This window comes from Nocardia salmonicida (genome assembly GCF_036142455.1).
In the GTDB taxonomy this organism is placed as follows: Bacteria; Actinomycetota; Actinomycetes; order Mycobacteriales; family Mycobacteriaceae; genus Nocardia; species Nocardia salmonicida.
In genome coordinates this window covers 4,136,005-4,156,021 of record NZ_CP108014.1, presented here as the reverse complement: position 1 = coordinate 4,156,021, position 20,017 = coordinate 4,136,005, and the positions used below count along the sequence as shown (strand labels likewise).

At 67.4% G+C, this 20,017-nt stretch carries 22 protein-coding genes; 18 read left to right on the top strand and 4 right to left on the bottom strand.

The genetic code is table 11. From position 1 onward, the window contains the following. Positions 1 to 134 precede the first annotated feature (134 nt). The 12 genes from OHS03_RS19585 (at position 135) to OHS03_RS19530 (ending at position 11,048) form a co-directional block, all read left to right on the top strand. Positions 135 to 2,516, top strand: coding sequence for a Tex family protein (locus OHS03_RS19585; RefSeq protein ID WP_328656056.1), 2,382 nt, complete (start codon positions 135 to 137; stop codon positions 2,514 to 2,516). A 28-nt stretch (positions 2,517 to 2,544) separates the two neighbouring features. Next, positions 2,545 to 3,423, top strand: a complete 879-nt coding sequence (locus OHS03_RS19580) for a hypothetical protein (RefSeq protein ID WP_328656054.1) — start codon at positions 2,545 to 2,547, stop codon at positions 3,421 to 3,423. Positions 3,424 to 3,580: 157 nt separating this feature from the next. Next, positions 3,581 to 3,922, top strand: coding sequence for a 50S ribosomal protein L19 (gene rplS, locus OHS03_RS19575; RefSeq protein ID WP_062986944.1), 342 nt, complete (start codon positions 3,581 to 3,583; stop codon positions 3,920 to 3,922). Between the two features lie 86 nt (positions 3,923 to 4,008). After that, positions 4,009 to 4,773, top strand: a complete 765-nt coding sequence (lepB, locus tag OHS03_RS19570) for a signal peptidase I (protein ID WP_405147747.1) — start codon at positions 4,009 to 4,011, stop codon at positions 4,771 to 4,773. Positions 4,774 to 4,851: 78 nt separating this feature from the next. Next, entirely contained in the window at positions 4,852 to 5,556 is a 705-nt protein-coding gene (locus OHS03_RS19565; protein ID WP_084465464.1) for a ribonuclease HII, read from the top strand. A gap of 46 nt (positions 5,557 to 5,602) precedes the next feature. Then, positions 5,603 to 5,908, top strand: a complete 306-nt coding sequence (locus OHS03_RS19560) for a DUF2469 domain-containing protein (RefSeq protein WP_011210678.1) — start codon at positions 5,603 to 5,605, stop codon at positions 5,906 to 5,908. Between the two features lie 91 nt (positions 5,909 to 5,999). Beyond that, positions 6,000 to 6,356, top strand: a complete 357-nt coding sequence (locus OHS03_RS19555; protein WP_062986945.1) for a YraN family protein — start codon at positions 6,000 to 6,002, stop codon at positions 6,354 to 6,356. After that, a complete protein-coding gene (locus tag OHS03_RS19550; RefSeq protein WP_328656052.1) occupies positions 6,356 to 7,864 on the top strand; it encodes a YifB family Mg chelatase-like AAA ATPase in 1,509 nt (502 codons plus the stop codon). Before OHS03_RS19555 ends, OHS03_RS19550 begins: the two co-directional genes overlap by 1 nt. After that, a complete protein-coding gene (gene dprA, locus OHS03_RS19545; protein ID WP_082843973.1) occupies positions 7,861 to 9,042 on the top strand; it encodes a DNA-processing protein DprA in 1,182 nt (393 codons plus the stop codon). Before OHS03_RS19550 ends, dprA begins: the two co-directional genes overlap by 4 nt. A gap of 64 nt (positions 9,043 to 9,106) precedes the next feature. Beyond that, positions 9,107 to 10,030 (top strand): tyrosine recombinase XerC, encoded by a 924-nt coding sequence (locus tag OHS03_RS19540; RefSeq protein ID WP_328656051.1) that lies wholly within the window; start codon positions 9,107 to 9,109, stop codon positions 10,028 to 10,030. Positions 10,031 to 10,386: 356 nt separating this feature from the next. After that, positions 10,387 to 10,752, top strand: coding sequence for a YidH family protein (locus OHS03_RS19535; protein WP_328656050.1), 366 nt, complete (start codon positions 10,387 to 10,389; stop codon positions 10,750 to 10,752). After that, complete coding sequence (locus OHS03_RS19530; protein ID WP_328656048.1) at positions 10,749 to 11,048, top strand: DUF202 domain-containing protein; 300 nt, start codon at positions 10,749 to 10,751, stop codon at positions 11,046 to 11,048. The genes OHS03_RS19535 and OHS03_RS19530 overlap by 4 nt, the downstream gene beginning before the upstream one ends. A 527-nt stretch (positions 11,049 to 11,575) precedes the next feature. Here the strand turns inward: OHS03_RS19530 and OHS03_RS19525 are convergent. From OHS03_RS19525 to OHS03_RS19515, 3 genes are all read right to left on the bottom strand, one after another. After that, complete coding sequence (locus OHS03_RS19525; RefSeq protein ID WP_328656046.1) at positions 11,576 to 12,088, bottom strand: DUF1990 domain-containing protein; 513 nt, start codon at positions 12,086 to 12,088, stop codon at positions 11,576 to 11,578. 61 nt (positions 12,089 to 12,149) lie between these two features. Further along, positions 12,150 to 12,674 (bottom strand): M23 family metallopeptidase, encoded by a 525-nt coding sequence (locus OHS03_RS19520; protein ID WP_407942517.1) that lies wholly within the window; start codon positions 12,672 to 12,674, stop codon positions 12,150 to 12,152. 253 nt (positions 12,675 to 12,927) lie between these two features. Next, positions 12,928 to 13,128 carry a hypothetical protein gene (locus OHS03_RS19515; RefSeq protein ID WP_328656042.1) on the bottom strand — a complete coding sequence of 67 codons (201 nt, stop codon included), beginning with the start codon at positions 13,126 to 13,128 and terminating at the stop codon, positions 12,928 to 12,930. An 832-nt stretch (positions 13,129 to 13,960) separates the two neighbouring features. On the opposite strand from OHS03_RS19515, the gene rpsB reads away from it, so the two are divergent. The 5 genes from rpsB to OHS03_RS19490 all read left to right on the top strand — a co-directional run bounded on the left by rpsB (position 13,961) and on the right by OHS03_RS19490 (position 18,425). After that, positions 13,961 to 14,851, top strand: coding sequence for a 30S ribosomal protein S2 (gene rpsB, locus OHS03_RS19510; protein WP_062989975.1), 891 nt, complete (start codon positions 13,961 to 13,963; stop codon positions 14,849 to 14,851). 249 nt (positions 14,852 to 15,100) lie between these two features. Beyond that, positions 15,101 to 15,925 (top strand): translation elongation factor Ts, encoded by an 825-nt coding sequence (tsf, locus tag OHS03_RS19505; RefSeq protein WP_056811781.1) that lies wholly within the window; start codon positions 15,101 to 15,103, stop codon positions 15,923 to 15,925. A 168-nt stretch (positions 15,926 to 16,093) separates the two neighbouring features. Continuing rightward, on the top strand, positions 16,094 to 16,822 hold the full coding sequence (pyrH, locus tag OHS03_RS19500) for a UMP kinase (RefSeq protein ID WP_056811778.1): 729 nt from the start codon (positions 16,094 to 16,096) through the stop codon (positions 16,820 to 16,822). A 49-nt stretch (positions 16,823 to 16,871) separates the two neighbouring features. Next, the gene (gene frr / locus OHS03_RS19495) at positions 16,872 to 17,429 is read left to right on the top strand and encodes a ribosome recycling factor (RefSeq protein ID WP_056815675.1); all 558 of its coding nucleotides are present in this window, start codon (positions 16,872 to 16,874) and stop codon (positions 17,427 to 17,429) included. A gap of 111 nt (positions 17,430 to 17,540) precedes the next feature. Continuing rightward, a complete protein-coding gene (locus OHS03_RS19490; RefSeq protein WP_328664317.1) occupies positions 17,541 to 18,425 on the top strand; it encodes a phosphatidate cytidylyltransferase in 885 nt (294 codons plus the stop codon). A 3-nt stretch (positions 18,426 to 18,428) separates the two neighbouring features. Here the strand turns inward: OHS03_RS19490 and OHS03_RS19485 are convergent, their stop codons facing one another. Next, entirely contained in the window at positions 18,429 to 18,800 is a 372-nt protein-coding gene (locus tag OHS03_RS19485; RefSeq protein ID WP_328656039.1) for a LapA family protein, read from the bottom strand. Positions 18,801 to 18,901: 101 nt separating this feature from the next. On the opposite strand from OHS03_RS19485, the gene rlmN reads away from it, so the two are divergent. Beyond that, complete coding sequence (gene rlmN, locus OHS03_RS19480) at positions 18,902 to 20,011, top strand: dual-specificity RNA methyltransferase RlmN (protein ID WP_062989979.1); 1,110 nt, start codon at positions 18,902 to 18,904, stop codon at positions 20,009 to 20,011. Positions 20,012 to 20,017: the final 6 nt, after the last annotated feature.

Here is a 20,017-nt window from a genome sequence, read left to right as displayed (position 1 = left end):
TTGACCAGCAGCCAGATCGAGCAAGTCGGTGATGCCGACCCCTCACTCGATGCGTTCTGGCAGTGGGCAGTGACGACAATCCGCTGACCTGGGTGCCAGCGGGGTGTCGGTCATGAGCTGTAGTCTCTGCGGCTGTGACGACAGCGCCTGAGATCGCCGACAGCACGACCACCATCGCCAGCGTAGGCAGGCGGATCGCCGATGAACTGGGGGTGCGCGAGACCCAGGTCCGCGCCGCCGTCGAACTGCTCGACGGCGGTTCGACGGTTCCGTTCATCGCGCGGTACCGCAAGGAGGTCACCGACGGGCTCGACGATGCCCAGTTGCGCCAGCTCGAGGAACGACTCGGCTATCTGCGTGAGCTCGACGAGCGCCGCGGCGCGATCATCGAATCCATTCGCGGCCAGGGCAAACTCGATCCCGCCCTGCACTCGCAGCTCATGCTCGCCGAGACCAAGGCGCGTCTGGAAGACATCTACCTGCCCTACAAACCCAAGCGCCGCACCAAGGCTCAGATCGCGCGCGAAGCCGGACACGAGCCGGTGGCCGACGCGCTGATCGGCGACCCGAGCACCGATCCGGCCGCCTACACCGCCGAACAGCTCGACGGCGCCCGCTCGATCCTGGTCGAACGCTTCGCCGAAGACGCCGACCTGGTCGGTGAGCTACGCGAGCTGATGTGGAATCGCGGCCAGGTCACCTCGACGGTGCGCGCGGGCAAAGAAGAGGCCGGGGCCAAGTTCTCCGACTACTTCGAGTTCAGCGAGCCCTTCCACAAACTGCCCTCGCACCGGATCCTGGCGCTGCTGCGCGGGGAGAAGGAGGAGATGCTCACGCTGCATCTCGACGCCGACATCGACGAGCCCGCGCCCGGCGAGCGCACGATCTACGAGGGCCGCATCGCGGTCGCATTCGGCATCGCCGACAAGGGCCGCCCGGCCGATTCCTGGCTGCTCGACACCGTTCGCTGGGCCTGGCGCACCAAACTGCAGGTGAGTCTGGGGATCGACACCAGGATGCGGTTGCGTCAGGCGGCGGAGAAGGACGCGGTCGACGTGTTCGCCGCGAATCTGCGCGACCTGCTGCTCGCCGCGCCCGCGGGCACCCGCACCACCATGGGCCTCGACCCGGGCTACCGCACCGGGGTGAAGGTCGCCGTCGTCGACGCCACCGGTAAGGCCGTCGCGACCGAGGTCATCTACCCGCACAAGCCGCAGGGGCAGACCGAGAAATCGCTGGCCGTGCTGGCCGCGCTCGTCGCCCGCTTCGGCGTGGAGCTCATCGCGATCGGCAACGGCACCGCCTCCCGCGAGACCGATGCGCTTGCGGTGGAACTGATCTCGCGCATCCCGGAGAACAAGCCGACCAAGATCGTGGTGTCGGAGGCGGGCGCCTCGGTGTACTCCGCCTCGGCCTACGCCTCGGCCGAACTGCCCGACATGGACGTGTCGCTGCGCGGCGCGGTCTCCATCGCCCGGCGTCTGCAGGACCCGCTCGCCGAACTGGTGAAGATCGATCCCAAGTCGATCGGCGTCGGCCAGTACCAGCACGACGTGTCCGAGACGCTGCTGGCGCGCTCGCTGGGCGCGGTCGTCGAAGACGCGGTGAACGCGGTCGGTGTCGACGTGAACACGGCCTCGGTGCCGCTGCTCTCGCGCGTGTCGGGCGTTTCCTCGTCGGTGGCGGAAAGCATTGTGGCCCACCGTGATCAGAACGGGCCCTTCAACAGCCGCAAGGCTCTGCTCGAGGTTCCGCGCCTGGGGCCGAAGGCTTTCGAACAGTGCGCGGGCTTCCTGCGCATCCGCGGCGGTGTCGACCCGCTGGACACCTCCGCCGTGCACCCGGAGGCCTACCCGGTGGTGCGCCGCATTCTCGAACACACCGGCAGGGAGATGGCCGAGGTCATCGGCAACACCAGCACCCTGCGTGCGCTGAAGCCCGGCGACTTCACCGACGAGAAGTTCGGTGTGCCCACCGTCAGCGACATCATCGCCGAGCTGGAGAAGCCGGGCCTCGACCCGCGTCCGGAATTCAAGACCGCCGAATTCGCCGCGGGCATCGAGAAGGTCGCCGACCTGAAGCCCGGGATGGTGCTCGAAGGCGTCGTGACGAATGTGGCCGCGTTCGGCGCGTTCGTCGATGTCGGCGTCCATCAGGACGGGCTCGTGCACGTGTCGGCGCTGTCGCACACCTTCGTCAAGGATCCGCGCGAAGTGGTGAAGTCCGGCGACGTGGTGAAGGTGAAGGTCCTCGAGGTCGATGTCGCGCGTCAGCGGATCGGACTCACCTTGCGTCTCGATGACGAGCCGGGCAAGCCCGCGCAGGGGGACAATCGTGGTGGCGGTGCGCCGCGTGGTCAGGGTCGTGGACAGCAAGGCGGTCGTGGTCCTGCTCCTGCCCGTAATCAGGGACAGGCCAGGCAGGGCAACGGCGGTGGCAATCAGCGCAAGCAGGCCGCCGCACCGACCGGATCGATGGCCGACGCGCTGCGCGCGGCAGGCTTCGGCAACAAGTAGGTAGGAACTCGAAGACAGGGCGGGCGGCATGCGACGGTGGCTCGAGGACGAGGTGATCGCGCACGGCCGCCTGCCCCTGCTCTGTTTCCTGCTGGGGTTCATCCTCGGCTTCGTGGTGATCCGGGTCAGCGTGCGGATGATCCGGGCGCAGGTGCGCTGGTGGCCGGGCAATGTGAAAGCCGGCGACACCCACATCCATCACATGGTGTTCGGCGTGATCACCGTGCTGCTGTCCGGCATCGGGCTGATCGCCACCGCCGAGGACTCCACCCAGGTCACCTCGAGCGTGCTGGCCGCCGTGTTCGGGATCGGTGCCGCGCTGGTGCTCGACGAATTCGCGCTGATCTTCTATCTGCGTGACGTCTACTGGTCCGAACAGGGCCGCACCTCGGTGGACGCGGTATTCGTCGCGCTCGCGGTGACCGGTCTGCTGTTGCTCGGCGTGCAACCGGCGACGTTTCTGGACTACGACGACTTCCGGGCATCGAGCGGTATCGGGGTGCGGGTCGGCGTGGCCATCACGATCGCGGTGAATCTGTTGCTCGCCGGGGTGGTGATCGGCAAGGGCAAGATCTGGACCGGGCTGTTCGGCATGTTCTTCACCCCGCTGCTGCTGATCGGCGCGGTGCGGTTGAGTAGGCCGGGCGCGCCGTGGGCGCGTTGGCGCTACGGGCACCGGCCAAAGACCATGAACCGGGCGATCGAGCGGGAACGTCGGTATCGCCGCCCGGTCATCCGCGCGAAGATCTTCATCCAGGACCTGATCGCGGGCAAGCCCGACGTCGAGCACGCCCGCAAGGCCGCCGAGGTGGAGTTGGCGCGTACCGTCGTCCCGGCGCCGTCGGCCCCGGCGCCGCACCCGCACCTGCTGCCACGCCGCCGAGCCGACCCAGCCGACGAGCAGTGAGGCCCGATTTCGATCGCGGCTACCTGGTCTGGCACAATGAACCGGTTGCCTTGGACGAGTCATGTCCGAGAGCACTCCTGTTCTGGGCATGAACCGGTCGAGCGCGCGAGTGCCGCCAGGTTCCTCTGTTCACGCAAAGAATCCGAAAAGGTGGAAAATGAACACCCTTGATTTCGTCGACGAGAAGTCGCTGCGTAGCGATGTCCCCAACTTCCGTCCGGGCGACACCCTGAACGTGCACGTGAAGGTCATCGAAGGCTCGAAGGAGCGCATCCAGGTCTTCAAGGGCGTCGTGATCCGGCGTCATGGCGGCGGCATCGGCGAGACCTTCACGGTCCGCAAGGTGTCCTTCGGCGTCGGTGTCGAGCGCACCTTCCCCGTGCACAGCCCCAACATCGACCACATCGATGTCGTGACCCGCGGTGACGTGCGTCGCGCCAAGCTGTACTACCTGCGCGATCTGCGCGGTAAGGCTGCCAAGATCAAGGAAAAGCGCTGATCTCGCAGTAGCACTTCGCAGTACCAGAATTCTTCAGGTAGCCCGGTACCCGACTCACGTCAGGGTGCCGGGCTACTCTGTTCGGCGTGGCAGACGAAAGTGGGTCGGTGTCGGTGTCCGATTCGGGTGACGAAGGTGGACGGCGCAGAAAAAAGCGCGACGACAAGAAGCAGCGCCCGTTCTGGCAGGAGCTGCCGATACTGGTCGTGATCGCGGCTGTGATCGCCGCGCTCATGGTGACTTTCGTCGGTCGGCCGTATGTGATCCCCTCGCAGTCGATGGAGAACACGCTGCTGATCGGTGATCGCATCTACGTCCAGAAGATCAGCTACTACGGCTCCGAACCCGAGCCGGGCGAGGTGGTGGTCTTCGTCGGACCGCCGTCGTGGAACGGGCACTACAAGTCGGTGCGCTCCGACAACTCCGTCGTGCGCGGACTGCAGAACTTCCTGTCCTACTTCGGGCTGGTGCCGCCGGACGAGAACGATCTGGTCAAGCGCGTCATCGCGGTCGGCGGGCAGACCGTGCAGTGCTGCGATCAGCAAGGCCGCGTCATGGTCGACGGCAAACCGCTCGACGAGCCGTACATCAAAAAGGATTACCCCTGGTACACCGACCGTCCCAACGCCGTGTACCCGGCGGGTCGGGTGTTCGGCCCCGTGAAGGTGCCGGAGGGCAATCTGTGGGTGATGGGTGACAACCGCAACGAGTCGGCTGATTCGCGCGCCCACGTCAGCGACGATCTGCAGGGCACGGTGCCGGTGGACAACGTCCGAGGTAAGACGGTGTTCAAGATCTGGCCGCCGAACCGTATAGGTCCGGTCAAGACCCAGAACGCACAAGAGAACTGACACGGTGAGGACGGGCGTCGCGGGTCGAGTGCGTACCCGCGACGCCCAGCGGAACTGACGCGACGGGACAATCGAACTGTGGGGCAGGATCGGACCAGTTGGCCGCCGCGAATGGTGATGCGCCGGGCGAGCGGACTACGCACGCTCGAGGCGGCGCTCGTGCGCGGTGGCCTCGCGCCGGTGGCCGGTGTCGACGAGGCGGGGCGCGGACCCTGCGCGGGCCCGCTGGTGGTCGCCGCGTGCCTGCTGGCGCCCAAGGCCTATGACAAGCTGGCCGGGCTCGACGACTCGAAGAAACTCACGGAGGCGGCTCGTGAGGAGCTGTTCCCGGTGGTTCAGAGATTGTCGCTGGCCTGGAGCGTCGTCGTGGTGCCCGCGTGGGAAATCGACTCGATCGGCATCCACGTGGCCAATATCGAGGGCATGCGCCGAGCCGTCGTCGGCCTCGAACGCACTCCCGGCTACATCCTGACCGACGGATTCAAGGTGCCCGGCCTGCCCGCTCCGTCGCTGCCGGTGATCGGCGGTGACGGCACCGCGGCCTGCATCGCGGCCGCGAGCATCCTGGCGAAAGTGACCAGGGACCGAATGATGGTCGAGCTCGACGCACAGCTGCCCGGCTACGGTTTCGCCGCGCACAAGGGCTACAACACGCCCGAGCACACCGCGGCCCTGCGGCAGCTCGGACCGAGCACCGAACACCGTCGTTCCTGGCGGAATGTGCGCGAGCTCGAGGTGCCCGGAGGTAGCCGAGTGGCTACTCGGGCCGCACATGCGCGATGATGTCAGCAATGAACGCGGCGCTGCTAGCAGGAGGACGTCCCACCCGATGAGTGCTGAGGACCTCGAGAAGTACGAAACCGAGATGGAACTGTCGTTGTACCGCGAGTACAAGGACATCGTCGGCCAGTTCTCGTACGTGGTGGAGACCGAACGGCGCTTCTACCTGGCCAATTCTGTCGAACTGCGACCGCAGAACGCCGACGGCGAGGTGTATTTCGAAGTGCGGATGAGCGATGCGTGGGTATGGGATATGTACCGCCCGGCCAGGTTCGTCAAGCACGTTCGGGTGATCACGTTCAAGGACGTGAACATCGAGGAGTTGGAGAAGCCGGACCTGCGCCTGCCGGAGTAGTTGTCCACAGGGGCGCGGTTGTCCACAGGTTTTCTGTTTGCCCAGCTCGCGGGGGTCAGCCTCGCGAGGGCTTGTGGCCATGCTTTCGCTCATGGCACACAAACAGGCGCTCGGCGCATACGGGGAGAAGCTGGCGGCGAACTATCTCTGCGAGACCGGGATGGAGATCGTCGCCCGCAACTGGCGGTGTCGATACGGTGAGCTGGATCTGATCGTCCAGGACCCGTCGGTCACCGTATTCGTCGAGGTGAAGACGAGGTCGGGGCTGGGGTTCGGTACTCCCGCCGAGGCGGTCACCTTCAGTAAGCAGCAGCGGATTCGGCGGCTGGCGCTGCTGTGGCTGGCCGAGCAGGACGGGCCGTGGCGGCGGATTCGCTTCGACGTCGTCTCGGTGCTGGTCGCGCGCGGGCGCGGGCCGGTCATCGATCACCTCACCGCGGCCTTCTGATGGCACTCGGGCGGGCGTTGTCGGTGGCGGTGACCGGGGTCGACGGACAATTGGTGGAGATCGAGGCCGATATCGGTCAGGGTCTGCCCTCGGTGAATCTCGTCGGTCTGCCCGATACCGCACTGCAGGAATCACGCAATCGGGTGCGTTCGGCGGTGGCGAATACGGGGGAGAAGTGGCCGGACGGTCGCGTGATCCTGGCGCTCTCGCCCGCGACGCTGCCGAAGGTGGGCAGTGTTTACGACCTCGCACTGGCCGTTTCCGTGCTCGATGCCTCCGGTGCGGTGCCCGGTGATCGGCTGGTGAAGACGGTGCTGCTGGGGGAGCTGGCGCTGGACGGGCGGGTTCGTCGGGTGCGTGGGGTGCTGCCCGCGGTGATCGCGGCGCGGGCAGCCGGGCTGCCCACGGTTGTCGTGCCTGCCGAGGCGGTGGCGGAAGCGGGGTTGGTCGAAGGGATCGAGGTACTCGGGGCGACGAGCCTGCGGGCGGTCGTGGCTTGGCTGCGCGGGGAGGGCAAGCTACTCGAACCCGACGGTGTGGTGCCGGGAGCGCAGACGCCGTGTGGTGACCTCAGTGATGTGGTCGGTCAGGACGAGGCGCGGTGGGCGTTGGAGGTCGCGGCGGCAGGCGGACACCACCTGTTGCTCACCGGACCGCCCGGTATCGGCAAAACGATGCTGGCGCAACGTCTTCCGGGACTTCTGCCGCCGTTGTCGGAAGCGGAATCCTTGGAGGTGACCGCGATCCACTCGATGGCGGGATCGCTCTCGGCCGAGCAGCCGCTGCTCACGCTGGCTCCCTTTGTCGCGCCGCATCATTCGACGTCGGTGACCGCGATGATCGGCGGCGGTTCGGGCATGGCCCGTCCCGGTGCGGTGAGCCGCGCGCATCGCGGGGTGCTGTTCCTGGACGAATGCGCCGAGATCGGCACGAAAGTACTGGAAGCACTGCGGACTCCACTCGAAGAGGGCGAGGTGCGCATCGCCCGTCGCGACGGTGTCGCCCGGTACCCGGCGCGATTTCAACTCGTACTCGCGGCCAATCCCTGTCCGTGTGCGCCGGCGCGCGATGTCGACTGCATCTGTGCGCCGTTGGCTCGTCGCCGCTACCTGGGCAAACTGTCGGGACCGCTACTCGATCGCATCGATATCTGGGTCCAGATGCACGGGCAGGCGGGCGCGACGTTCGGCGACGAGCAGACCGAGAGCAGCGCCACGGTGGCCGCGCGCGTTGCCGGAGCAAGAGCCCGCGCCGCGCAGCGGTGGAGTGCGGACGGGTGGACGACCAATGCCGAAGTGCCGGGCCATGTCCTGCGCAAGCGATTCAAGTTGCCACGGGAATCGATCGCGCCGATCGAGGCGGCTTTACGTCTGGGGCGAATGTCGGCTCGTGGCGCCGACCGGGCGATCCGGGTCGCCTGGACGGTCTGTGATCTGCGCGACGGTGATCTACCCACCGTGCAGGATGTGATGTCGTCGTTGAACTTCCGGCAGCGGGGTGCGCAATGAGTGGGTTGCGTGCGGTCGGTGACGTGGTGGATCTGGACGGTGATCCGGACGAACGCCGGCTCGCCTGGGTGTACCTGTCGCGGGTGGTGCAGGGGCCGTGCGCACCGCTGTCGGCATTGATCGCCTCGGTGGGGGTGTGCGAGGCCGCCCGTGCGGTCCGCGAGCACGAGTTGCCCGCGGCTTTGCGTGGCCCTACCGCCATGCGGCGCGAGATCGACGCGGCGGAAAAAGATTTGGAGACCATCGCGCGCCTGGGCGGACGGGTCATCACCCCTGATGACGAGGAATGGCCCGGCTGGCGGATGCTCGGACTCGATCAACTCGACACCGAACGTGATCGTGAGGCCGCCGTCCCGCTGGTGCTGTGGGCGCGCGGGCCCCTCTCGCTGCATACCGCGTCCGAACGTGCTGTCGCGGTGGTCGGTTCGCGGTGTAGCAGCGGATACGGATTGCAGGTAGCGAGTGAGATCGCGTGCGACCTGGCCGGTCGGGGGTGGACGATCGTTTCCGGCGCGGCCTTCGGCATCGATGCGGCGGCGCATCGCGCGGCCTTGGCTGTCGGCGGGACAACCGTGGCGGTGCTCGCCTGTGGGGTCGATCGGCCATATCCGGCTCAACACGACCGCCTGCTCGCTGCGATCGCCGAGAGCGGTCTCGTCGTCAGCGAATACCCGCCGGGCATCTCGGCCCAGAAACACCAGTTCCTCGCCCGGAACCGGTTGATCGCCACGCTCGGGGACGGTGTCCTGGTGGTCGAAGCAGGCCTTCGCAGCGGTGCCCGCAACACCGTGAAGTGGGCCCGCAGGCTGGGCCGACCGGCCATGGCTGTCCCGGGACCCGTCGGCTCGGCCTCCTCGGCAGGTTGCCATCGAATGATCAGAGAGGGCGAAGCCCTCCTGGTAACCCGCGCCGAGGACATCATCGACGAAGCGGGCCCGCTTCGCCTCCCGGTCGCCGAAGGCAACCCGGTGGATCCCGTCGCCCACCTCCGCGGCGCCGAAGCCGAAATCTATGCGGCGCTCCCCGCCATCGGCTCGCGCGTTCCCCGTGAACTGGCTCAACAATGCGGCCTGGACCTGGCCACAGTCCGGGCGGTCCTGCCGAGCCTGGAACTCGCCGAATTGGTCGGCTGCGACTCCGGTGGATGGTTTCGGACATCCAGTCGACGGGCGAGCTGACGGCGGCACCCGGCAGGCGGCGTGGTGGGTTGCGTGGGGAGCGGGGAAGGGTGACGGTGGGGTCATGGATGTGCTGCCTGATGATCTGACCGCGTTGCTCACCGAGTTCGGGCGGCATCTGCGGTTGGGGCGGAATCGGTCGGCGCACACGGTGCGGGCGTACCTGGGAGATGTGCGGTCGCTGCTCGAGCATCTATACGCGCGGTCGGCGGATTCGGCGGTGCGAGAGCTGGATCTGCCGTTGTTGCGATCGTGGCTGGCCGAGCTCGCTGCGGCGGGAGTGGCGCGGACGACCCTGGCTCGACGTGCTTCGGCGGCTAGAACGTTCACCGCGTGGCTGACCGAAACCGGTCGGCTCGGTGTCGATCCGGGCTTGCGCCTGCAGGCCCCGAGAGCCCATCGCGTGCTGCCCGCGGTTCTCGGCCGCAATCAAGCCGAACAGGCGATGGGTGCGGCGGAATCCGGAGCGGCGCAGCAGGATCCGATGGCGCTGCGGGATCGCCTGATCGTGGAGATGTTGTACGCCACCGGAATTCGTGTCAGCGAGCTGTGCGGCCTCGATGTCGATGACATAGATCGGGAGCGCCGCCTGGTTCGTGTGCTCGGCAAGGGCAACAAGGAACGCTCGGTGCCGTTCGGTGGTCCCGCCGACACCTCGCTCGACGCCTGGCTCCGCGCCGGTCGCCCGTCCCTGGCCAACGACCACTCCGGCCGCGCCTTGCTGCTCGGTCAACGCGGCCGCCGACTCGACCAACGCCAAGCCCGCTCCGTCGTCCACGAGGTCATCGCCGCGATCCCGGGCGCCCCCGACATGGGCCCGCACGGCCTGCGCCACACCGCTGCCACCCACCTCCTGGAAGGCGGCGCCGACCTCCGCGTCGTTCAGGAACTCCTCGGCCACGCCAGCATGGCCACGACCCAGCTCTACACCCACGTCTCCGTCGAACGCCTCAAACGAGTCCACGACCAAGCTCACCCCCGAGCCTGACCGTCGCGAAACGTGCTCGATGCCGAGACATAGCAGTCCGCGCAGGGCGTAGGCGTTGGTGGCTGACCGCGCTGGGGCCAAGCCGATCGCGCCGAGCGAGGATCATCGGCAGGCCCTGTGCTGTGCCCGCTTGGAGACCGCGCCCTGGGAACGAACGAGTCCGGTGTGCGATTGTGCCGCGCCTGTGAGCAGAACGGCAACGGGGGCGTAGCCGCGGCATCATCGAGCGGCCGAACGACCGAAGGTGGGCGGCATAGTGGCGAATAGATCGGCGGCGACATGGTGGACGCTCCGCTCGCAACGCTCACGAGCGTAGGGATCGCGGTAGCGCATGATGGGGACAGGAGGTGGTGGTAGTGACGTTGCCCGAGGTCGGGGCCGAATCCGGGGACGGTGAGGAAGAGGTCGACTACCGGTTCACCCTCGCCAATGAACGCACGTTCCTGGCGTGGATCAGGACTGCGCTCGGTCTGCTTGCCGGCGGTGTCGCGGTGCACGCCCTGGTCCAGCCGACTCGGTTGGCCGGTTTCGCCGGTGTGATCTCGATGATCTGCCTGATCATGGCGTTGACCGTCGCGCTCGCCGCCTTCCGGCACTGGCGCCGGGTGAACCTCGCGATGCGCGCCGGGGGACCGTTGCCGGGAACGGCCCTGGTTCCCGTGCTCTCGGTCGGCGTCGCGGTGGTCGCCGCACTCGCCTGCGTGGCGGTAGCGCTGTCGTGACCGCACCGACCCTGGCGATGGAGCGCACGGCCTTGGCCTGGCGGCGCACGTCCCTCGGTGCGGCCGCCTGCGCCCTGCTCCTTGTCCACGAAGCAACTACCGACGGTCGGCCGACGTGGGTGCTCCCACTCGCGGCCGCCGTGGTCGCGCTGATCCTGGCGGTCGTGGGTTGGTTTCGCGGCCGCGCACTCGACCGCGGGCGGGTGGGCGCTGGTCACCGATTCGTCGGGACCACCGCTCTCGCCGTCGCGACGGTATCCCTGATCGCCGCGATCGCGGTGCTGCTCAACGGCTAGCGCGACCGGCTCGGCTCCCACGTTGGGTGTTCTGCGCAACCGATGGTCGGATCGTGCCGACTCGCCGCACTCGTCAGCCGTTGGGGCAACTCGCCGGGGCGTCTGCCAGCTTGGCAACCTGGCGTAAGGGAGTAGCGCAACCACATGACGCGCAGAACGATTTGCGGTTGGACACCGAGGGAATGCGGCGCGCGACACGCGGGGTCATCGGGCAGCTTCCGAGCATGGCGTGCGACCCCGCCGACGCAGAACTCGGTCGGCGAGCGCTGCACCGGGTGCCGAACGCAGCGCCGACACGGCGCCGAGGTCGCGGGCCGGGCCGCAGGTCGCGGGCGGCGCCCCGATAGCCGGTAGCGGACCGGCCACGCGCCGCTCGCCTTCCAGTGCCCGCCGGATCAGCCATCAGGCGGGTTAGGCACGGTCGATATCAACGGTGCCGGAGTCGGCTGCACCTCGAGACCCGTCAGGCGTCCAGCGCCACCACCTCGGCCTGCGGCATCGAGCGGAAGGGCTGAGCCCGTGACGCGTCAGTTGTTGGTGGGCAAGGTATTCACGTAGCGGTGGGCGAACCAGCGCTGGATCAGGCGGACCACGGGGCCGCCGAGGCGGACGTACCAGGCGCCGGGCTTGGAGAAGGCGGCGACCAGGCCGTAGACGGTGTCGTCGGTGGCGTCGTATTCGACGGCGAACAATTCCTCGCCGACCTCCGGATGACCGGGCAGGGTGCCGTAGGCGAAGCCTCGGCGGTCGGGTTCGTCGAGGACGTAGACCACACGGCAGGGCGCGCTGAAGCTCAGTGGCCAGATTCGGAGGACGACCGTCAATTCGGTTCCGGGCCGCGCGGTTTCGGTGTCGGCGCCGCGAAAGATGTCAACGCCCTTCTGTATCCCGAAGTCGAGGATGTGGGTGGCCGCGCGGTCGAACAGGTCGCGACCGTGGCCGATCGGGCGCCGATGCCGGAACCGGTGGTATCCGTCGGGCATGGTGGCGCGGGTGGCACCGATCTCGGGGTAGGTGAAGGGCGCTGGTTCCTTGGGCACGTCTCGATTGTCGTCTCCGGAATGTCGGCGTAGGGCCCGGCTGGTGGAGTGGTTCGTCACGTCACGGCCCCAACGGTTTCAGGCGGACCGGCACCTCGTGCAGGAGTCCGAGCGGGTCGACGTATTCACGCCGATTGTGGGCACCGGACTCACGGCGGGCACCCCAGTGCAGGCAGGCAGTGGCCGGACACCCCTCGTGTCCGGCCACCAGCGTGCCGATAGGTGCACCTCTGCTCACTCGGCTTCCCACGCTCACCTGCGCGCGAACCGGTTCATAGGTGGTGCGCAACCCGCCCGGATGATCGATGGACACCACCGATTTGCCTGCCACGTCCCCCGCGAACACCACGATGCCCTCGCCCGCCGCCAGCACGATCTGCCCGACGGCGCCCGCCAGATCGACGCCACGGTGCCCCGGCAACCAATTCCGCTCCGGTTTGTCGAACTTGCGTTCCACCGTGGGCCGCGGCCGCAAAGGCCAACCGAACTGCCCGGATTCGGCGGCATCGGCGGGTACCGCACCACTGAGAACAATCGCCACCAGACAGACGACGCCAAGGACCCGTCCGAGGACCGACCGCACCAGGCGCGCGGCACGACGCACTTTCCCGGGTCTGCGAGGCCACTCGTCGGAGTCGGGCACGTTGGACCGCACTGAAGGCGGGAACCGATGGGGCCGGTGAACGCGCGTCGGTACATTCCGCCCACGATCGGGCTTCATGCCGCAGTCGGTCACCTCGAGGCGAACCGAAATGCCGGCCCGCGCTCGATCGAGATGGTGAAGGTGAGTCGGCACCTTCGGCCGGGCATCGAGCTTCTCGAACATCGCCGCCACGACCTCAGCGATGCGGCCGCGGCGTCGGCACACGTTGCTGCGCCGCCAGCACCCGCAACATCTCCCGCAGAACCGTGGGCACTTCGGCCGCCGACCCACTGCCACCCCCGGCCCGTACCACGATCTCGATCTCCGACCGGGCCCCCGCGCTCGGTTCGGTACCTTGTGCCCGGGCGGGAGTGGAGCCGAGATCATGCACTGTCACCTGTACCGGAACCGGCGCGGGCACAAGCTCTCGCCGTGGCACGACGATCACGGGCACCACGGTCGTCGCTCGACCACAGGGGCCCGCCGCCCCGGTGTTCGATGGGAGGCCCTCCGCTTCGAGTCGGGTGTTTGTCGAGGTCGGTCCGCTCTGGAGCTGCGGCGCTACCGGAACCGTGCCGGGCACTGCCGCACGCCGCGGTGGGAGAATCGGCCGACCGATCCGCTCGGGTGGCCGGGCGAGCACAACGGGTCCCCTCGGACTGTCTCCGGCGCATCGCGGATGGTCGGGACCGACCGTAGGTCGAGCGGCCGGCGGAGCGCCTGTATCGGGATGCGCAGCCGCAGGCGCGGCAGCGACACCAGCCGCGCAGAGCAGCGGAAACGTACTGATCAGGGTGCGTGTCAACGTGTTCATGCCCCAACTCTGAGCGCTGGACAACCCCGCCGGGACAACGATTTCGGGATTGTGGACAACCTTCCCGCTTGTGGATATCGCCCACTTCATCCACGAATGGGCGGCCGTTGCCCAGGGGCGATTTCGGAGCTGGCCCTGGTCCGCGTAGACTGAACAAGCGGTTTGTGCTCAGCAGCCATTGCGTGTGCACAGCACGGACCGACTTCGCGCGCCACCCGTGCTCGTCCATCCGGTCGTCGCTCGCAAAGCAGACGGTCCGCGAGGGCATGTCAGCGCGAGTTCTCCATCGGATGAACAGGGAAATCGTCGGCTGGTCCCGGATTCTTCGAATCGGGTCCGGCGGTTTCGGTGGCGCCAGGGCAGTCGATCGCCGATCGACCGCGACAACCGGCAACGAAAGAGAGATACGAAGGCTATGCCTGTCGTAACTATGAAGCAGCTGCTCGACAGCGGCGCGCACTTCGGCCACCAGACTCGTCGGTGGAACCCGAAGATGAAGCGGTTCATCTTCACCGACCGCAACGGCATCTACATCATCGACCTGCAGCAGACGCTGACCTTCATCGACAAGGCCTACGAGTTCGTCAAGGAGACTGTCGCCCACGGCGGCACCGTCCTCTTCGTCGGTACCAAGAAGCAGGCCCAGGAGTCGATCGCTTCCGAGGCGCTGCGCGTCGGAATGCCCTACGTCAACCAGCGTTGGCTGGGTGGCATGCTCACCAACTTCTCCACCGTGCACAAGCGCCTGCAGCGCCTCAAAGAACTCGAGGCGATGGAGCAGACCGGTGGCTTCGAGGGTCGTACCAAGAAGGAAATCCTCATGCTCACGCGTGAGATGACCAAGCTGGACCGCACCCTCGGTGGTATCCGTGACATGGCCAAGGTTCCCTCGGCCATCTGGATCGTCGATACCAACAAGGAGCACATCGCCGTCGGCGAGGCGCGCAAGCTGAACATCCCGGTCATCGCGATCCTGGATACCAACTGCGACCCCGACCTGGTCGACTACCCGATCCCGGGTAACGACGACGCGATCCGTTCCGCCGCACTGCTCACCAAGGTCGTCGCCTCCGCGGTGGCCGAGGGCGTGCAGGCCCGCGCGGGCCAGGCTTCCGGCGACGCGAAGCCCGAAGCCGGCGCAGGCGAGCCGCTGGCCGAGTGGGAGCAGGAGCTCCTGTCCTCGGCGACCCCGGCTGCCGAAGCCGATGTCGCTGCCGCGACCGAGGCCCCGGCCGTCGAGACCCCGGCCGAGGCCGAGGCCGAGGTCAAGGCCGACCCGGCACAGCACACCCCGGCCGACTTCTGAGCTGACCGGTAGCACACTGTTCACCTTGCCGGCCCGTCTGAATTCAGATGCGGTCGGCAAGGTGGCGTAATACCGAACGAAAACTGCATGGCCTATGGCCGAGAGTTCCCTTTTCTTGATTCTCGGCCGCCTCGATCCGGACTGACCAGAGGGTGCGACGAAGGAGTGCCCGGCGGGAGGGAAGATCGAGGTTCCCAGGCCGAGAATCCGCGGCGCCAGCCGCCAAAAATTACAGGAGGCTCGCCCCCGATGGCGAACTACACCGCTGCTGATGTGAAGCGGCTCCGGGAGCTCACCGGCTCCGGCATGATGGACTGCAAGAACGCGCTGGCCGACTCCGACGGCGATTTCGACAAGGCTGTCGAGGTGCTGCGCATCAAGGGCGCCAAGGACGTCGGCAAGCGTGCCGAGCGTGCGACCGCCGAGGGTCTGGTCATCGCCAAGGACGGCGTCATGGTCGAGATCAACTGCGAGACCGACTTCGTCGCCAAGAACGCCGAGTTCCAGCAGCTGGCCGACGCGATCGTCACCGCGGCCGCCGCGGGCAAGCCGGCCGACCTGGACGCCCTCAAGGCGCTCAAGCTGACCGACGGCACCGTTGACGACGCCGTGCAGGCGCTGTCGGCCAAGATCGGCGAGAAGCTGGAACTGCGTCGCGTCGTGTCCTTCGACGGCCCGGTCGCCACCTACCTGCACAAGCGTGCTTCGGACCTGCCGCCCGCCGTCGGCGTGCTGGTGGAGTACGAGGGCACCGGCGACGGCGCCGCCGACGCCGCGCGTGCCGCGGGCATGCAGGTCGCCGCGCTCAAGGCGAAGTACCTGACCCGCGAGGAGGTGCCCGCCGATGTCGTCGACGCCGAGCGTCGCATCGCCGAGGAGACCGCGCGCGAAGAGGGCAAGCCCGAAGCCGCGCTGGCGAAGATCACCGAAGGCCGTGTGAACGGCTTCTTCAAGGACGTCGTGCTGCTCGAGCAGTCCGCCGTCACCGACTCCAAGAAGACCGTCAAGGCGCTTCTGGAAGAGGCGGGCGTGAACGTGAAGCGTTTCGCTCGTTTCGAGGTCGGCCAGGCCTGATCCGCCTGAATTCCACGAAAAGCCTCTTCGGCGCGGTGTGATCCCGCGCTGGAGGGGCTTTCCTCGTCGATCGACCGACCCCACTTCTGGGTGACCGCAACCTGATAGGGCAGGATGGATGCCGCCTGCTCGCCCCGCTCTCGACCTCGCCGAAGGAGACCGACACCCATGACCGACCCGGGTAACGACCGCCCTGGATACCACCGGGTGCTGCTCAAGCTGGGTGGGGAGATGTTCGGTGGCGGTGGGGTGGGCCTTGACCCCGACGTCGTGCAGACGGTGGCCGAGCAGATCGCCGAGATCGTCGAGACCGGTGTGCAGGTGGCCGTGGTGATCGGCGGCGGCAACTTCTTCCGCGGCGCCGAGCTGGAGGAACGCGGCATGGAGCGGGCCCGTTCCGACTATATGGGCATGCTCGGCACCGTGATGAACAGCCTTGCCCTCCAGGATTTCCTACAGCAGCAGGGTGTGGACACCCGTGTGCAGACCGCCATCACGATGGGCCAGGTCGCCGAGCCCTATCTGCCGCTGCGCGCCAAGCGCCACCTCGAGAAGGGCCGCGTCGTGATCTTCGGCGCAGGCATGGGCATGCCCTACTTCTCCACCGACACCACCGCCGCCCAGCGCGCGCTGGAGATCGGCGCCGATGTGGTGCTGATGGCCAAGGCGGTCGACGGCGTGTTCGACGCAGATCCGCGTGTCGACCCGAACGCGAGCATGTTCACCGAGATCACCCACAAGGAAGTGATCGAAAAGGGCCTGAAGGTGGCTGATGCCACCGCGTTCAGTCTCTGCATGGACAACCAGATGCCGATGCTGGTGTTCAATTTGTTGATCAAGGGCAATATTGCCCGCGCGGTCGCCGGTGAACCCATCGGCACCCTGGTTCGGTCGTGACCCCGCACCCGCGGACGATGACGATGACGACGCTGTGGAGGATTCGGTCGTGATTGATGAAGCGCTCTTCGATGCCGAAGAGAAGATGGACAAGGCCGTCACGGTGGCGAAGGACGACCTGGGCAGCATTCGCACCGGTCGCGCCAACCCGGGCATGTTCACCCGCGTGCTGATCGAGTACTACGGCTCGCTGACGCCGATCACCCAGGTCTCGAGCATCACCGTGCCCGAGCCGCGCATGGTCGTGATCAAGCCCTACGAGCAGAGCTCGCTCGGCCTGATCGAGAACGCCATCCGCAACTCCGACCTCGGCGTGAACCCGACCAACAACGGTGACATCCTGCGCATCTCGGTGCCGCAGCTCACCGAGGAACGTCGCCGCGAGATGGTGAAGATGGCCAAGAGCAAGGGCGAGGACGCCAAGGTCTCGATTCGCAACGTCCGCCGCAAGGCGATGGACGAACTGAGCCGCATCCAGAAGGATGGCGAAGCGGGTGAGGACGAGGTCGGGCGCGCCGAGAAGGAGCTCGACAAGACCACCGCCAAGTATGTGACCCAGGTCGACGAGCTGGTCAAGCACAAGGAAGCCGAACTGCTCGAGGTCTGAGCGCCAGATCTCGCCAGTCCCGCTCGTGCGGGGGATGAACGGAACGACGAGTTGAGCGACGGGACAATCGTGGCCGAAGACGCCGCCGCCACCGGGGCGGCACCGGATCCCATGCCGGACAAGGTCGAGGAGACGGCGACCGCGGCCACGCCGCAGGACGGGCAGCCGCCTGCCCCGACGTCACGGGCCGGGCGCAACCTGCCCGCGGCGCTGGCCGTCGGTCTGACGCTCGGGCTGTCGCTGATCGCGATCCTGCTGTTCGTCCCGAAGGTGTTCATCGCGGTCGCGGGGCTCGGCGTGGGAGTCGCGACCTGGGAGGTCACCAAGCGGCTGCGCGAAGCAGACGTGCTGGTGCCGCGGATTCCGCTGCTGGTGGGCGGTCAGGCGGTGTTCTGGCTCGGCTGGCCGTGGGGGGCGAGCGGGGTGCTGGGCGCGTTCGCCGCCACCGCGCTGGTGTGCATGGTGTGGCGCCTGTTCGATCATGGACTCAGTACCGCGCCGAAGAACTTCCTTCGCGACACCGCGATCGCCGTGTTCACCCTCACCTGGATCCCCCTGCTGGCCGCGTTCTCGACGTTGCTGCTGCTCGAACCCGACGGCAACCTGCGGGTCCTCACGTTCATGATCCTGGTGGTGTGCTCCGATGTCGGCGGCTATGTCGCCGGTGTGCTGTTCGGCAGGCATCCGATGGTGCCCGCGATCAGCCCGAAGAAGTCGTGGGAGGGGTTCTGCGGTTCGCTGGTGTTCAGCGTGATCGGCGGTCTGCTCACTGTCACCCTGCTGCTCGAGGCCAACTCGATGATCGGTGTGGTGCTCGGTGTCGGCCTGGTGGCCGTGGCGACCATCGGTGACCTGATCGAATCGCAGATCAAGCGGGAACTCGGCATCAAGGACATGGGGACGCTGCTGCCGGGGCACGGCGGCATCATGGATCGCCTCGACTCGATGCTGCCCTCGGCGTTCGTCTCCTGGCTGGTTCTCAGCGCGCTGATCTGAGCGTCACGACCTCTTGGCGGCGTGCCGCAGTTGCAGGATGCGGACCCCGCCGACCAAGCCCATCACCAGCGCGCCCGCGATCACCGACAGCAACACGGTGACGCCGAGCGGCAGGTCGAAGTGCCAGAACAGCAGGTTGGTCCGGACCTTGTCGAGATTCTGGATGATGAAGATCAACAAGACGATGCCGAGCAGGGCCGCGGCCAGCAACGCGATCCAGGTGTAGCCGGTGCGCGATCCGTGCACGGCGTCGCGCGGGGCCGGTTTGGTCGCGGGCTTCGCCGGTTCGACGGGCTTGCTGTGTTTGCCGGTGAGATCGGTCGGCGGCGGGTCGTGTTCGGCCGGTGACGCACCGGATTCTGCGTGTGTACTCATAGTTCGATCATTGCCGACTGCTATGGCTCGTGCACGCATCTTGTCGATAACGTTGCCCGGCGTGGTGGCCACGACGGTGCGTTTGGGACAATGGTGAAACTATGGCCATCTCCCTGCCCCTCGTGTTCGATGCCCCGCGCCGCGGCATGCCGCCGCGCCACCTCGCCGATCTCGACTCGGACGAACGCAAGGCCGCGGTGCAGGAGCTGGGATTGCCGAAGTTCCGGGCCGACCAGCTGGCCCGCCAGTACTACGGTCGCCTGCAGTCCGATCCGGCGCTGATGACCGACCTGCCCGCCGATGTGCGCGCGAAGGTCGGCGAGACGCTGTTCCCGCCGCTGCTGTCGGTGGTGCGCAATATCGCCTGCGACGAGGGCGATACCCGCAAGACGCTGTGGAAGGCGCACGACGGGACGCTGTTGGAGAGCGTGCTCATGCGCTACCCCGACCGCAATACGCTGTGCATTTCCAGCCAGGCCGGGTGCGGTATGGCGTGTCCGTTCTGCGCGACCGGGCAGGCGGGGCTCACCCGTAACCTGTCGACCGCGGAGATCGTCGACCAGGTGCGCGCGGCCGCGGCCGATTTGCGCGACGGTGCGGTGCACGGTGGTCCGGGCCGGCTGTCCAACATCGTGTTCATGGGGATGGGCGAGCCGCTGGCCAACTACAAGCGGGTGGTGAACGCGGTGCGCAGGATCACCTCGCCCGCTCCCGACGGGCTCGGCATTTCGCAGCGATCGGTGACCGTGTCGACCGTCGGCCTCGCGCCCGCGATCCGCAAGTTGGCCGACGAGGACATGTCGGTGCGCCTCGCGGTGTCGCTGCACACCCCCGACGACGAACTGCGTGACACCTTGGTGCCGGTGAACAACCGCTGGTCCATCGCCGAAGTGCTCGACGCCGCACGCTATTACGCCGACAAGTCCGGGCGTCGCGTGTCGATCGAGTACGCGTTGATCCGCGATATCAACGATCAGCCGTGGCGGGCGGACCTGCTCGGCAAGAAGCTGCACAAGGCGCTCGGCCCGCTCGTGCACGTGAACCTGATCCCGCTCAACCCGACACCGGGCAGCGAGTGGGATGCCAGCCCCAAGCCGGTCGAGAAGGAGTTCGTGCGTCGCGTGATCGCCCAGGGCGTGTCGTGCACGGTGCGCGATACCCGCGGCCAGGAGATCGCCGCCGCCTGCGGTCAGCTCGCCGCCGAGGGCTAGGCGCGG

Excerpts from the sequence above, each read along its gene's own strand:
- OHS03_RS19580 (WP_328656054.1), top strand. The coding sequence starts at position 2,545 with ATGCGACGGTGGCTCGAGGACGAGGTGATCGCGCACGGCCGCCTGCCC.
- rplS (WP_062986944.1), top strand. The coding sequence starts at position 3,581 with ATGAACACCCTTGATTTCGTCGACGAGAAGTCGCTGCGTAGCGATGTC.
- OHS03_RS19560 (WP_011210678.1), top strand. The coding sequence starts at position 5,603 with ATGAGTGCTGAGGACCTCGAGAAGTACGAAACCGAGATGGAACTGTCG.
- OHS03_RS19555 (WP_062986945.1), top strand. The coding sequence starts at position 6,000 with ATGGCACACAAACAGGCGCTCGGCGCATACGGGGAGAAGCTGGCGGCG.
- OHS03_RS19550 (WP_328656052.1), top strand. The coding sequence starts at position 6,356 with ATGGCACTCGGGCGGGCGTTGTCGGTGGCGGTGACCGGGGTCGACGGA.
- dprA (WP_082843973.1), top strand. The coding sequence starts at position 7,861 with ATGAGTGGGTTGCGTGCGGTCGGTGACGTGGTGGATCTGGACGGTGAT.
- OHS03_RS19540 (WP_328656051.1), top strand. The coding sequence starts at position 9,107 with ATGGATGTGCTGCCTGATGATCTGACCGCGTTGCTCACCGAGTTCGGG.
- rpsB (WP_062989975.1), top strand. The coding sequence starts at position 13,961 with ATGCCTGTCGTAACTATGAAGCAGCTGCTCGACAGCGGCGCGCACTTC.
- tsf (WP_056811781.1), top strand. The coding sequence starts at position 15,101 with ATGGCGAACTACACCGCTGCTGATGTGAAGCGGCTCCGGGAGCTCACC.
- pyrH (WP_056811778.1), top strand. The coding sequence starts at position 16,094 with ATGACCGACCCGGGTAACGACCGCCCTGGATACCACCGGGTGCTGCTC.
- OHS03_RS19490 (WP_328664317.1), top strand. The coding sequence starts at position 17,541 with ATGCCGGACAAGGTCGAGGAGACGGCGACCGCGGCCACGCCGCAGGAC.
- OHS03_RS19485 (WP_328656039.1), bottom strand. The coding sequence starts at position 18,800 with ATGAGTACACACGCAGAATCCGGTGCGTCACCGGCCGAACACGACCCG.
- rlmN (WP_062989979.1), top strand. The coding sequence starts at position 18,902 with ATGGCCATCTCCCTGCCCCTCGTGTTCGATGCCCCGCGCCGCGGCATG.